12 protein-coding genes are annotated in these 13728 nt (G+C 60.1%); 7 read left to right on the forward strand and 5 right to left on the reverse strand.

What is annotated here, in order from left to right; all coding sequences use genetic code 11:
• Positions 1–45 precede the first annotated feature (45 nt).
• The 3 genes from AC07RO_RS13270 to AC07RO_RS13280 are packed head-to-tail and all read left to right on the forward strand — an operon-like array spanning position 46 to position 1813.
• Positions 46–687, forward strand: a complete 642-nt coding sequence (locus AC07RO_RS13270) for an FMN-binding negative transcriptional regulator (RefSeq protein ID WP_495086240.1) — start codon at positions 46–48, stop codon at positions 685–687.
• A 42-nt stretch (positions 688–729) separates the two neighbouring features.
• Positions 730–1125 carry a GNAT family N-acetyltransferase gene (locus AC07RO_RS13275; protein WP_495086339.1) on the forward strand — a complete coding sequence of 132 codons (396 nt, stop codon included), beginning with the start codon at positions 730–732 and terminating at the stop codon, positions 1123–1125.
• A 16-nt stretch (positions 1126–1141) separates the two neighbouring features.
• Positions 1142–1813, forward strand: coding sequence for a GNAT family N-acetyltransferase (locus tag AC07RO_RS13280; RefSeq protein WP_495086241.1), 672 nt, complete (start codon positions 1142–1144; stop codon positions 1811–1813).
• 131 nt (positions 1814–1944) lie between these two features.
• Here the strand turns inward: AC07RO_RS13280 and oadA are convergent, their stop codons facing one another.
• On the reverse strand, positions 1945–3753 hold the full coding sequence (oadA, locus tag AC07RO_RS13285; protein ID WP_495086242.1) for a sodium-extruding oxaloacetate decarboxylase subunit alpha: 1809 nt from the start codon (positions 3751–3753) through the stop codon (positions 1945–1947).
• A 102-nt stretch (positions 3754–3855) separates the two neighbouring features.
• Positions 3856–5271 carry an acetyl-CoA carboxylase biotin carboxylase subunit gene (locus tag AC07RO_RS13290; RefSeq protein ID WP_074885974.1) on the reverse strand — a complete coding sequence of 472 codons (1416 nt, stop codon included), beginning with the start codon at positions 5269–5271 and terminating at the stop codon, positions 3856–3858.
• 195 nt (positions 5272–5466) lie between these two features.
• On the opposite strand from AC07RO_RS13290, the gene AC07RO_RS13295 reads away from it, so the two are divergent.
• Positions 5467–6417, forward strand: a complete 951-nt coding sequence (locus AC07RO_RS13295) for a LysR family transcriptional regulator (RefSeq protein WP_495086243.1) — start codon at positions 5467–5469, stop codon at positions 6415–6417.
• Here AC07RO_RS13295 and AC07RO_RS13300 read toward each other — a convergent pair.
• The 3 genes from AC07RO_RS13300 to AC07RO_RS13310 form a co-directional block, all read right to left on the reverse strand.
• Positions 6371–6598 carry a PA3496 family putative envelope integrity protein gene (locus AC07RO_RS13300; RefSeq protein ID WP_463584319.1) on the reverse strand — a complete coding sequence of 76 codons (228 nt, stop codon included), beginning with the start codon at positions 6596–6598 and terminating at the stop codon, positions 6371–6373. The two genes, AC07RO_RS13295 and AC07RO_RS13300, sit on opposite strands and share 47 nt — an antisense overlap.
• Positions 6599–6707: 109 nt before the next feature.
• Positions 6708–7574, reverse strand: a complete 867-nt coding sequence (hexR, locus tag AC07RO_RS13305; RefSeq protein WP_065988147.1) for a transcriptional regulator HexR — start codon at positions 7572–7574, stop codon at positions 6708–6710.
• Between the two features lie 117 nt (positions 7575–7691).
• A complete protein-coding gene (locus tag AC07RO_RS13310) occupies positions 7692–9758 on the reverse strand; it encodes a putative bifunctional diguanylate cyclase/phosphodiesterase (RefSeq protein ID WP_192174527.1) in 2067 nt (688 codons plus the stop codon).
• A 171-nt stretch (positions 9759–9929) separates the two neighbouring features.
• On the opposite strand from AC07RO_RS13310, the gene uvrD reads away from it, so the two are divergent.
• The 3 genes from uvrD to AC07RO_RS13325 all read left to right on the forward strand — a co-directional run bounded on the left by uvrD (position 9930) and on the right by AC07RO_RS13325 (position 13710).
• Entirely contained in the window at positions 9930–12113 is a 2184-nt protein-coding gene (gene uvrD / locus AC07RO_RS13315) for a DNA helicase II (protein WP_282365412.1), read from the forward strand.
• Between the two features lie 206 nt (positions 12114–12319).
• Positions 12320–13174 (forward strand): Tim44 domain-containing protein, encoded by an 855-nt coding sequence (locus tag AC07RO_RS13320; RefSeq protein WP_192174525.1) that lies wholly within the window; start codon positions 12320–12322, stop codon positions 13172–13174.
• Between the two features lie 128 nt (positions 13175–13302).
• Complete coding sequence (locus AC07RO_RS13325) at positions 13303–13710, forward strand: SMI1/KNR4 family protein (RefSeq protein ID WP_192174524.1); 408 nt, start codon at positions 13303–13305, stop codon at positions 13708–13710.
• The last annotated feature ends 18 nt before the right edge of the window (positions 13711–13728 follow it).

The raw sequence follows: 13728 nt of genomic DNA on the forward strand, positions 1-13728 counted from the left end.
ACCAATAGGCTGCCTAGGATTGACTCAGCCGCCAAGGAAAATCTCATGTACACGCCCAGTTATTTCAAAGACGAAGACTTCGCCAGCCTGCACGGACAGATAGAAGCCACACGCCTGGCTACTCTGGTCACGTTTGACGAGACCGGATTGCAGGCGAGTCATATTCCCTTGTTGCTCGAACCGACTCAGGGTCCGCAAGGCACGCTGTACGGGCATCTGGCCAAGGCCAATCCGCAATGGAAAGCCCTCGAAACGGGGGCCGAAGCGCTGCTGATTTTCCAGGGGGCGGACGCCTACATCAGCCCGTCCTTCTACGCAGCCAAGGTTGAGCACGGCAAAGTGGTGCCCACTTGGAATTACCTGGCGGTGCACGCCTACGGCCGTGCCGATGTGTTCACTGATCCCGAGCGGCTGTTGCGGATTGTCACCGGCCTGACCGATAAGCACGAAGCCAGCCGCGCCGAGCCTTGGGCTGTCAGCGACGCACCCGCCGATTACATCGAAAAAATGCTCAACGGCATCGTCGGCTTCGCGATCCCCATAGAGCGGCTGGAAGGCAAGCGCAAGCTCAACCAGAACCGCAGCGCCGCAGACATCGCCGGCGTGAGCAAAGGCCTGGCACTCAACCAGGACCCATCCGATCAGAAAATCGCTCAGTTGATGAGCCAGGGAGCACCGCGTGTCTGACCTCCACATCCGCCCGTCACCGCCGAAGATCACGACGCCTGGCTGCCGTTGTGGCACGCCTATCTGACCTTCTACAAAACCACGCTGGCCGATGCGGTTTCACAGAGCACCTGGCAGCGGTTTGTGGACAGCAGCGAGCCCACCAACGCTGCTCTCGCCTGGCAGGACGGCAAGGCGGTGGGCATGGTGCATTTCATTTATCACCGCTCGAACTGGAGCATCAGCAATGCCTGCTACTTGCAGGACTTGCTGGTGGTGCCGGAACAGCGCGGCACGGGCGTTGGCCGCCAATTGATCGAATACGTCTACGCGACCGCCAAACGGGACGGCGCCGACAAAGTCCACTGGCTCACCCACGAGACCAACGCAATCGCCATTCAGCTCTACGAGCGCATCGCTGAGCGCCCGGGCTATATTCAATTTCGCAAACCGTTGTAAGACAGGGACTCTCGACATGTCGGATCTTGAAAACTGGCAACCGGCCAAGCTGCCGGATACCCGCACACTGCAAGGACGCTTTATTCGTCTGGAAAAATTGAACGCCGCCCGCCATGGCGATGGGCTGTGGGATGCACTGGAAGGCCCGGCTGCTGACCGCAAATTGTGGGATTACCTGTTCGTGGGCCCGTTTCCAGAGCGCGGCGCATTCGATGACTATCTCGCAGGACTGGAAGGCTCGACCGATCCTTGGTTCTACACCGTCATCGATCAACAGACCGGCACCATCCACGGGTTTCTGGGCTTGATGTCGATTTTCCCGAGCGCGGGCCGCATCGAAATTGGCCATGTGACCTTCGGCGCCTCAATGCAACGCACCCCCAAGGCAACGGAAGCGGTTTACCTGCTGGCGAGGGAATCCTTTGCGCTGGGCAATCGTCGTCTGGAATGGAAATGCAATGCCAACAACGCCCGTTCCAAGCGTGCGGCGGAGCGTTTCGGATTCAGCTTCGAGGGCTCCTTCCGCCAGCATTCCGTGTTCAAGGGTCAGAATCGGGATACGGCCTGGTACTCGATCATCGACAGCGAATGGCCTGCAATACAACAGGCGTTCGAAGCATGGCTGGCTGTGGATAACTTCCAGGACGGTGAGCAAATCAGGACGCTGGAGCAACTGCGCCACCGCTGAGAGCGTCGAGTCCCACAGCCGGAGACGCTTGGCTGAAGCAAAAAAAAGAGGAGCCACGAGAGCTCCCCCAGAGGTAACTGTTCAGCCTGCCGCATCTGTGCGCGGCGGGCTGTTATCTATGCAGTGGGTTATCAGCCCTCGATCTCGACCAGAATCTCGCCCGGGTTAACCCGATCGCCTTTCGCGACATGGATGGCCACGACCTTGCCAGCGACTGCCGCCTGAACTTCGGTCTCCATCTTCATCGCTTCGGTAATCAGTACCGCCTGACCGGCGCGAACGCTGTCGCCCTTCTTCACCAGCACGTCGACGATATTGCCCGGCATCGAAGTGCTGACATGGCCTGGCTTACTGGCCTGGGCACGCTTGCCAATACCGCTGCCGACAAACTCGTTGAGCGGCTCGAACACCACTTCTTCCGGCATGCCGTCGATGGACAGATAGAAGTGACGCTTGCCCTCGGCCTTGACGCCCACACCGGTGATATCAACGCGGTAGCTTTCACCGTGAACGTCGATGACGAATTCGGTCGGGACGCCCTCGCCGCCGGCCTTCGCCACTGCGCCCGGCTCTGGAATCGGCAGCAGAGGCTCTGGCGCCAGCGTGCCCGCCGCACGTTCTTCGAGAAACTTGCGGCCGATGTCCGGGAACATGGCGTAGGTCAGCACGTCTTCTTCGCTGGTGGCCAACGCGCCGATCTCGCCGCGCAGCTTGGTCATCTCCGGCTTGAGCAGGTCGGCCGGGCGCACGTCGATCAGCTCTTCGTTGCCGATGGCCTGACGGCGCAGCGTCTCGTCCACCTGCCCCGGCGCCTTGCCATAGCCGCCAGTGAGGTAAAGCTTCACTTCGTTGGTGATGGTTTTGTAACGCTCGCCGGCCAATACGTTGAAGAACGCCTGGGTGCCGACGATCTGTGAAGTCGGCGTCACCAGCGGCGGGTAGCCCAAGTCTTTGCGCACTCGCGGAATCTCGGCCAGCACTTCGCCCATGCGGTTCAACGCGCCCTGCTCTTTGAGCTGGTTGGCGAGGTTGGAGATCATGCCGCCCGGCACTTGATTGACCTGCACGCGGGTATCGACCGCCGTGAATTGGCTTTCGAACTGGTGATACTTCTTACGCACCGCATAGAAATACAGGCCGATTTCCTGCAGCAGTTCCAGGTCCAGGCCGGTGTCGAATTCGCTGCCTTTAAGGGCCGCGACCATCGACTCAGTACCCGGATGGCTGGTACCCCAGGCGAAACTGGAGATCGCGGTGTCGATGTGGTCAGCACCGTTTTCGATGGCCTTCAACTGGCACATCGCGGCCAGGCCGGCCGTGTCGTGGGAGTGAATGAACACCGGCAGCGATTGCTCGGCCTTCAGCGCCTTGACCAACTCGCCCGTGGCATAGGGAGTCAGCAGACCGGCCATGTCCTTGATCGCGACGGAATCACAACCCATCGCTTCCATCTCTTTGGCCTGCGCCACAAACGCGCCGATGGTGTGCACCGGGCTGGTGGTGTACGCGATCGTGCCCTGGGCATGTTTGCCGGAAGCCTTCACCGCTTCCACCGCCACCCGCAGATTGCGCACGTCGTTCATGGCATCGAAGATGCGGAACACGTCGATACCGTTGTCCGCCGCCTTGGCGACGAATGCCTTGACCACGTCATCGCTGTAGTGCCGATACCCCAGCAGGTTCTGACCGCGAAGCAGCATTTGCAGACGCGTGTTGGGCAGCGCCGCGCGCAACTGGCGCAAACGCTCCCACGGGTCTTCCTTCAGAAAGCGCACACAGGCGTCGAAGGTCGCGCCGCCCCACACTTCCAGCGACCAGTAGCCGACTTTGTCGAGCTTGCCGCAGATCGGCAGCATGTCCTCGGTGCGCATGCGGGTCGCCAAAAGAGACTGGTGGGCGTCGCGCAGAATGGTGTCGGTGACGAAGATTTTCTTGGACATGTTCGGATCTCCTTTTAGCTTCAAGCGGCAAGCTACAAGCGGCAAGTCACAGCGGATCGGCTTCAACTTGCAGCTTGCGGCTTAGCGCTTGCAGCTGGCTTTTTATAAGCCCGCGTGGGCAGCGATGGCGGCGGCGATGGCCAGGGCCAGCTCTTCGGGTTTGCGCTTGATCGAGTAATTGGTGAGCTCGGGATGGCTCTCCACGAAGCTGGTATTGAACTGGCCGCTGCGGAATTCCGGGTTACGCAGGATTTCCTGGTAATACGCGGCCGTGGTCTTCACCCCTTGCAGACGCATGTCATCCAGCGCACGCAGGCCGCGGTCCATTGCCTCCTCCCAGGTCAGCGCCCAGACGATCAGCTTCAGGCACATGGAGTCGTAATACGGCGGAATGGTGTAGCCGGTGTAAATCGCCGTATCGGTGCGCACGCCGGGGCCGCCGGGCGCGTAGTAACGGGTGATCTTGCCGAAGCTCGGCAGGAAGTTGTTCTTCGGGTCTTCCGCGTTGATGCGGAACTGCAACGCGAAACCACGATGGATGATGTCTTCCTGCTTCACCGACAGCGGCAGTCCTGAGGCGATGCGGATCTGCTCGCGGACGATGTCGATCCCGGTGATTTCCTCGGTGATCGTGTGCTCGACCTGTACGCGGGTATTCATCTCCATGAAGTACACCTCGCCCTCGGCGAGCAGGAACTCCACGGTGCCGGCGTTCTCGTAGCCCACGGCCTTGGCGGCGCGCACGGACAAGTCGCCGATGTAGGCGCGCTGCTCCGGCGTCAGTTGCGGGCTTGGGGCGATTTCGATGAGCTTCTGGTTACGGCGCTGGATCGAGCAATCACGCTCGAACAGGTGCACGACGTTGCCGAAGCTGTCACCAAGGATCTGCGCTTCGATGTGCTTGGGATTGACGATGCACTTTTCGAGAAATACCTCAGCCTTGCCGAATGCCTTGGTGGCCTCGGAAATGACTCGAGGAAACGCCTGCTCCAGCTCTTCCCGGCTGTTGCAGCGACGAATGCCGCGCCCGCCGCCGCCCGAGGTGGCTTTGAGCATGACGGGGTAACCGATGCGATCGCCTTCAACCAGTGCTTCGGCGATGTCGGCCACGTTGCCTTCCGTGCCGGGCGTCACCGGCACGCCGGCCTTGATCATGCTGCGGCGAGCTTCGGTCTTGTCGCCCATGCGGCGGATCACTTCAGCGGACGGGCCGATGAACTTGATACCCCGTTCGGCGCAGATATCTGCCAGCTCTGCGTTTTCCGACAGAAACCCGTAGCCGGGGTGCAACGCGTCGCAGCCGGTTTCAACGGCAAGGTTCACCAGCTTGCGGGGGTTCAAATAGCCTTCAAGGGGCTCCGAGCCGATGCCATAGGCTTCGTCGGCACGCTTGACGTGGAGCGCGTGCCGGTCCGCGTCGGAATAAATCGCCACCGAGCGGATGCCCATTTCGGCGCAAGCGCGCACGATCCGAACAGCGATTTCCCCACGGTTGGCGATCAGGATTTTTTTTATCACTGGTATTTCCTCGACCGATTAGCAGACGGACCAGATGGCTGGCCAATACCGCGCGACATTCCGTTACTGCATGTTGCTCGCAGGTGAAGCCACCCTATGACGAATCAGCGATTAACAAAAATGAGTAAATATTGGGTGAACCATAAGCAAAACCTTATAGTTCCCGATATCAACTAAACGGCTAGGGCTGGAAAAATGCGTAAGTCATTGATGCGAATGACATTGCGTCAATTGCGGATCTTTAATGAGGTCTGTGATTTGCGCTCTTACAGTCGCGCAGCTGAGGAAATGTCGCTGACCCAGCCGGCGGTGAGCCTGCAGATGCGCCAGTTGGAAGAGTTGGTCGGCCAGCCGCTGTTCGAATACGTGGGTAAGAAGCTCTACCTGACGGAAGCCGCCGAAGCGCTGCAGCTTGCCAGTCGCGACATCTTCGGTCGGCTGGAGAGCCTCGACATGCAGCTCTCCGACATGCAGGGCTCCCTGCAGGGGCAGCTCAAACTGGCGATCGAGTCCAGCGCGAAGTATTTCGTTCCCCACCTGTTTGCAGCTTTCAAGCGCAAATACCCGGAAGTCATGCTCAACCTTACGGTCGTCAATCGGGCGCAGGTGATTCGGCGGCTGTCGGATAACCGTGATGATCTGGTCGTCATGTCGATGGTCCCACAGGACATGGGCCTGGAGTTTTTGCCCTTCCTGAATAACCCGATCGTTGCCGTAGCGCAGCCGGACCATCCGTTGACGCTATTGCACAATCCGGCACTGAAGGATCTGGAGGCAGCAACGCTGGTGGTTCGCGAACAGGGTTCAGGGACGCGCAAGGCCTGCGAGGAGTATTTCAAGGAGAAGCGCATTCATTTCGAGCACACGCTGGAGGTGTCCTCGGCCGAGGCGCAGCGCGAATGCGTGGTGGCGGGGCTGGGCGTTGCGCTGCTGACCCGCCATGCGCTGAGCCTGGAACTTGCCACTGGCACGCTGATTGAGCTGCCAGTGGCCGAATTGCCGCTGTACCGAAGCTGGTGCGTCGTACAGGCACGGGACAAACGTCTGTCGCCGGTGGCTCACGCGTTCCTGTCATTCATTCGGACGGAGCGTACCCAGATCAGCGAGCTGGTCGCGCGCTTTGATGGCCACCTTCCGAAGCGCTAGCGCTCTGCCAGAAATGGGCGCTGGCGCTGTCCAGGTAGCTTGAGAGCTCCTGATTCAGGCGGCGTTCTTCGGAATGGCTTTCGATCGCACGCCGGAACGCCATGCGGCGCTGGTCTTCCTGCTGACGGCGAGTCTTTGTGGAGGTGCTGTGCTGCTGCGAGTCATCGTAGTGCCGAGGCATATCCTGTCTCCCATTCGTGTGCGGGAGTACAGAGTGGCGGGATGCGGTGACGATCAGACGTCGGAAGCGTTACAGGTTGGTGAAGGTTTCGGCGCTACGCGAGTTCAGATCAATCTTCAGACGACTTGATCGACTTCGGCGACAACCGCAGGCTGCGCAAGCTGCGCTTCACGCTCTTGAGGTGATTGACCAGGCTCGGACCGCGCGCCATCGCAACGCCCATCGCCAGGACATCTATGACCACCAGATGCGCAATACGCGAGGTCAGCGGCGTATAGATTTCGGTGTCTTCGTGCACGTCGATGGCGAGATTGACCGTGGACAGCTCGGCCAGTGGCGTCTGACTCGGGCAAAGGGTGATCAGGTTGGCGCCGCTTTCGCGCACCAGGTTGGCGGTGATCAGCAAGTCCTTTGAGCGACCGGACTGGGAAATACACACCGCGACGTCCGTAGGCTTGAGCGTCACAGCCGACATCGCCTGCATGTGCGGATCGGAGTAAGACGCTGCCGTCAGTAACAGACGGAAGAATTTGTGCTGGGCGTCAGCCGCGACTGCGCCCGATGCGCCGAAGCCGTAGAACTCGACACGATGCGCCGCCGCCATGACCGTCACCGCCGCCTGCAAGGCATGGGGGTCGAGCTTTTCGCGCACTTCTATCAGCGTGTGCAGCGTGGTGTCGAAAATCTTCAGGCTGTAATCGGCGACGGAATCGTCTTCGTGGATGGCGAACTGGCCGAAGCTCGCGCCAGCAGCAAGGCTTTGCGCCAGCTTGAGTTTCAGGTCCTGAAAGCCGGTGCAGCCAATGGCGCGACAGAAACGCACGATGGTCGGCTCGCTGATACCGACCGCATGCGCGAGATCGGCCATGGAGCTGTGCATCACGGCCGCCGGATCGAGCAGCACGTGATCGGCTACTTTCAGCTCCGACTTGCGCAAGAGATGGCGTGACTGGGCGATGTGCTGCAACAGATTCAAAGGACAGGACTCAAGTGAAGGATGGGCCGGGCTGTAGCTTTCTTGTAGTTATACTACATGACCTGCAAACCGCACAGTTAAACGATCTCGCCGTGGCCAACCGATCGTTGCTGAAGCTCAGGTCGCTTTGTAGTGTAGGGCTTTTCGCACAGGACTCCAGGCTTCGGTCAGCCGACTGCGCAGGATGCCGCCCATAACGCTGGCCTCCACTGGCCGACTGATCAAATAGCCTTGCACCTCGTCGCAACCGTGAGACCTGAGAAACTCCAACTGTTCGCAATCTTCCACGCCTTCGGCCACCACCTTGAGGTCAAGACTGTGGGCCATCGCGATGATCGCTCGGGTAATCGCAGCGTCTTCTGCGCATTCATTCAGACCACGAATAAAGGCCTGGTCGATCTTCACGCAGTGCACCGGAAAACGTTTCAGGTAGCTCAACGATGAGTAGCCGGTGCCGAAGTCGTCGATGGCCAGTTTTACGCCGAGTGCGCGCAGTTGCTGAAACGTGGTGATGATGTGCTCGACGCTTTCCAGCAGTTGACTCTCTGTGAGCTCAAGCTCCAGGTATTCGGGCTTGAGCCCGGTCTCTTCGAGCACTTGCCGAACGAGGCTGACCAGCTTGCCCTGACGCATCTGATGCACAGAGAGATTGACTGACACCCTGATAGGAGCGAGCCCCTCCCGCTGCCATTCGCAGGCCTGATGACAGGCTTTGCGCAGTACGAACTCGCCGATGTTGGCGATCAGGCCGGTCTCCTCTGCCAACCCGATAAACTCGCCGGGCGAAATCAGACCGCGCTCGGGATGACGCCAGCGCACCAGCGCTTCCGCCGAATTCAGGCGACCACTTTCCAGCTCCAGCTTCGGCTGATAGAAAACCTCCAGCTGCCCTTCTGCAATCGCGCGACGCAGCTGGATTTCCAGCTGCAAACGACCCGGCGTGCCCGCCTCAAGGCTTTCGGTAAAGAACTGAAAATTGTCGCCGCCCAGGTGTTTGGCGTGTTGCATGGCCATATTTGCCTGGCTGACCAACGCGGCGATGTCCCGTGCAGAACCCGGCAGCAACGCGATGCCGATGGAGGCGCTGACCACCAACTCATGGCCGCAAACTGATATCGGCGAGCGCAGTTTTGCCAGCAGGCGCGTCGTGATCCGCGCCAGTGTGGTCAGGTTGCCGTGGCTGTCGAACAGCACGGCAAACTCGTCCGCCGACAAACGCGCGACGGTGTCGGCATCGGTCACATGGGCGTTGAGCCTGCGCGCGACAAGGCGAAGCAACTGGTCAGCGGTATCGTGACCCAGGCTGTCATTGAGCAATTTGAAGCGATCAAGGTTGATGTGCAGCAAAGCCAGCGTGCGCCCGCCATGACGCGCACGCTGATTGGCGTCACGCAGCCGCTCATTGAACAGCGCGCGATTGGCGAGGCCGGTCAGCTCATCGTAATGGGTCAGATAACGCGTACGTTCTTCGTACTGGCGGGTCAGTTCGCGGTTGAGCTCGTCGCTTTCGGCCTGGGCCTGTTGAAGGTGCTCGATGAGCGCCACGTTCTGAAATCGCCGGATAAGACCCCGCTCGATCAAACGGTTGACCTGCGCAGCCACCACGATAAGCGCCAGCAGGAGAATCAGTCCGAGCCAGCCCCAACCATGGCATTGGGGGTCGCCGGTCCAGAACAGATAGAGAATGGGCGGCAGCAGACACGGCAGCGTGAACGTGAGAAACGCCGGAATGCTTACCGCGTAGGCCACACTGGCAGACAGCGTCGCAGCGCCGATCAGGCCGAATACCCACGCCTGCTGGGCCAGGCTTTGCGCCGGCATCAACACCAGCGCGGCGCTGGAAAGGGTGAACCCACTGACGCAGGCGCCGGCCAGAAACATGCGGTTCCAGATCGGCTGCGATCGACGATCGAGTGATGCTGACCTGAACGCTGCGACTTGCAGCACGCGCAGACACACCAGCGCTGACAGCCAGCCCAGCCAGACGCCCACCAGCACGTAACGCTCGGGACTCCAGAGCAGCCACGCGCAGAGCAAACCATTGATGAACATGAACAGGGTCGGCAGCAGCGATCCCTGATAAAGAAGGCGGGTGCGCTCGGCGGCAAGCTGGGTCGCGAACTGCTTGCAGATGACACGACGTGTCGCCACGGAGTCTGCCGGGGCTTCGGAACTGAAGGTCATGGCGTTTCTTATAATTGGGGGCCTTGAACGTTCGCGGAGGATACACAAGGGATCGTCGAGACCAAACAGTCATCAATTAAAATCTACAGACGGCAAAAATGGGACCGGCAACATCACGACCGGCCAGCGTTAGGGTTTGCCCATGCCCTCACGGCACCCTAGAATGCCCCGATGCGCGATGACCTCTCCCTTCTGCTTAACTCCCTCAACGATGCCCAACGCCAGGCCGTAGCTGCCTCCGTGGGTCGTCAGTTGGTCCTGGCCGGCGCTGGTTCCGGCAAAACCCGTGTGCTGGTGCACCGTATCGCCTGGTTGATCCAGGTCGAGAACGCCTCGCCGCACTCGATCCTGTCGGTGACGTTCACCAACAAGGCCGCCGCCGAGATGCGCCATCGCATCGAGCAGCTGATGGGTATCAACCCGGCCGGCATGTGGGTGGGCACTTTCCACGGCCTGGCGCACCGCCTGCTGCGGGCGCACTGGCAGGAAGCGGGTCTTAATCAGAGCTTCCAGATCCTCGACAGCGATGACCAGCAGCGACTGGTCAAGCGCGTCATGCGCGAGCTGAATCTGGATGAGCAGCGGTGGCCGGCACGGCAGGCGCAGTGGTTCATCAATGGCCAGAAGGACGAAGGGCTGCGCCCCAAGCACATCCAGGCCTCGGGCGATCTGTTTCTGACGACCATGAAGTCGGTCTACGAGGCATACGAGGCGGCGTGTCAGCGCGCCGGCGTCATCGACTTCTCCGAGTTGCTGCTTCGCGCGCTGGACCTGTGGCGCGACAACCCGAGCCTGCTTGCGCACTATCAGCGTCGTTTCCGTCACGTGCTGGTAGACGAATTCCAGGACACCAACGCCGTTCAATACGCCTGGTTGCGCTTGCTCGCCCAAGGTGGCGACAGCCTGATGGTGGTCGGCGACGACGATCAGTCCATTTACGGCTGGCGCGGCGCGAAGATCGAGAATATTCATCAGTATTCCGAAGATTTCCCTGACACCGAGACCATTCGCCTGGAGCAGAACTACCGCTCCACCGCGAGCATCCTCAAGGCCGCCAACGGCTTGATCGTCAACAACACCGGGCGTCTGGGCAAAGAACTGTGGACGGACGTCGGCGATGGCGAGCTGATCAATCTGTATGCCGCGTTCAACGAACACGACGAAGCGCGCTACGTGGTCGAGACCATTGAGAGCGCGATCAAGACCGGACTAGCGCGCAGCGACATCGCCATTCTGTACCGTTCAAACGCCCAATCGCGGGTCCTCGAAGAGGCCTTGCTGCGCGAGCGCATCCCGTACCGTATCTACGGCGGCCAGCGATTCTTCGAGCGCGCCGAAATCAAGAACGCCATGGCGTATATGCGCCTGCTGGACGGGCGCGGTAACGATTCGGCGCTGGAGCGGGTCATCAACGTCCCGCCGCGCGGCATTGGCGAGAAAACCGTCGAAGCGATTCGCGAGCATGCGCGCCATGCCGACGTGTCGATGTGGGAGGCCATGCGCCTGCTGGTCGCCAACAAAGGCTTGGCCGGTCGTGCGGCTAGCGCGTTAGGCGCGTTCATCGAACTGATCGAAAACCTCGCCGCCAAGGCCGCAGACATGCCGCTGCACCTGATGACCCAAACGGTCATCGAGCAGTCCGGCCTGATCACGTACCACAAGGAAGAAAAAGGCGAGAAAGGCCAGGCCCGGGTGGAAAACCTTGAGGAACTGGTCAGCGCCGCGCGCGCCTTCGAGAACAGCGACGAGGAGGAAGACCTGACGCCACTGGCTGCATTCCTCGGCCATGCCTCCCTGGAGGCCGGCGACACCCAGGCGGATGAGCACGAAGACAGCATTCAGCTCATGACGCTGCACAGCGCCAAGGGTCTGGAGTTCCCGTACGTGTTCCTGGTGGGCATGGAAGAAGGCCTGTTTCCGCACAAGATGAGCCTGGAAGAACCGGGCCGCCTGGAAGAAGAGCGCCGTCTGGCATACGTGGGCATCACCCGCGCCATGCAGCATCTGGTGATGACCTACGCAGAAACCCGACGCCTGTACGGAAGCGAAACCTACAACAAGGTCTCGCGCTTCGTACGGGAGGTCCCGCCTAATCTGATTCAGGAAGTGCGTCTGTCCAACAGCGTGACCCGTCCGTTCGGCGGTTCCAAAACCATGGCACCGAGTCGTCTGTTCGACGGCGAAGCCATTCCGCAGAGCCAGTTCTCCCTGGGTCAGCATGTGCAGCACGCGGTGTTTGGCGAAGGCGTGATCCTCAACTTCGAGGGTTCAGGCGCTCAGGCGCGGGTGCAGGTGAATTTTTCGGAAGGCAGCAAGTGGCTGATGCTGGGGTACGCGAAGCTCGAGCCGGTGTGAGCGGTAACGGAGGATGCGTTGATGCACCCCTTGCATTCCCACATCCACCCCCCATCTTTCCTACAGAACTTTCTTCACCTGCCTACAACCCAAATAGGACAGGCAGGTGAAGATTCACGCAAAAGCCGGAAACATATGGCCGCTGGTCATCCCCATTTGTCCTGTGCAACATGGCGCGCGTGCAATCCACAAACGGGAATTCCCTTATGCAACGTTTTCTTAGCATCGCTTTGGCACTGATGATCGGGCTCACCATGAGCCTCGACGTCAATGCTGCGCGTTTCGGTGGTGGCAAGAGCATGGGCTCGGCGCCAAGTCACCAGGCGCGTCAAACAGCTCCTTCCGCTCCTGCCGCTGCACCTAACGCCGCCGGCCGTCCTGCGCCTGCTGCGGGCGGTGCTTCCAAATGGCTCGGCCCATTGGCCGGTCTCGCCGCCGGTGGTCTTCTGGCCTCCATGTTCATGGGCGGTGGCTTCGAAGGCATGCAGTTCTTCGACATCCTGATCATGGCGATCATCGCCTTCGTGATCTTCCGCTTCATCGCGGCGCGTCGACGCAAACAGCAGCCACAGATGGCTCCCGCTGGTGCTCCTTATCAGCGTGAAACCTTCGAGCAACCACAACCGGCACAGAATTCGATCTTCGGCGGTTCCGCTCCAGCAGCGGCAGCCCGTCCGGTGATCAACGCGCCAGCCTGGTTCAACGAAGAACGCTTTATTGAAGCGGCCCGCAGCCACTTCCAGTCGCTGCAACAGCACTGGGACGCGAACGAGATGGACAAGATCTCCGAGTTCGTGACCCCGCAAATGCTGCAGTTCCTGAAAAAAGAACGTGCCGATCTGGGCGACGGTTTCCAGTCCACCTTCATCGACAACCTCACCGTGCAACTTGACGGTCTGGATGATCGCGCCGACAAGACCATCGCCACGCTGACGTTTAGCGGTGTGTCGAAAACGTCGCGCTTCGATCAGGGCGAAGTGTTCAGCGAGAGCTGGAACATGGAACGCGCTCAGGGCGACAACCAGCCTTGGCTGGTGGCAGGTATCCGCCAGAACGGCTAATACCGCTGAGCTGCTGCAACTGAACCCCGGACTTGTTCCGGGGTTCTGCTTTTTATAGAAGCCAAGTTAATTTGGCGATGCCTTTGAGCTACTGTATAACCCGCGCAAATCGTTAGAGGATCCACGTCGTGGAAGAAGTCATCGAACAACTCCGTGAAGCCAATGAACCGGTCCCTGTCCCGCTTGAGCTGCCTGATGAAGATCAGTTGGTCGAGGTTGAAGAGCAGCTGTTCATCAATATCCCCTTCGTCTTCAAGGAGTTCTTGCTGACCGTCAGCGACGTGGTCTACGGCAGTCTTGAGCCTGTCACCGTCACTGACCCGGTCTCCCATACGTATTTGCCGGAAGTGGCAGCGACCGCCTGGGATATCGGCGTACCCCGCGAGCTGATCCCGATCTGCCAGGACGGCGAGGATTACTACTGCGTTGAAGAAGACGGCACTGTGGTGCTGTGGTCTGGCGAAGAAGAACTCGTCACCGAAGAAAGCTGGGAATCCGTCTGGCACTGGGCGCGGGACGTCTGGCTGGAAAGCTGAGAAGCACAACCGCTCCCC

The sequence above is a fragment of the Pseudomonas sp. GW821-FHT07F05 genome, assembly GCF_059418765.1.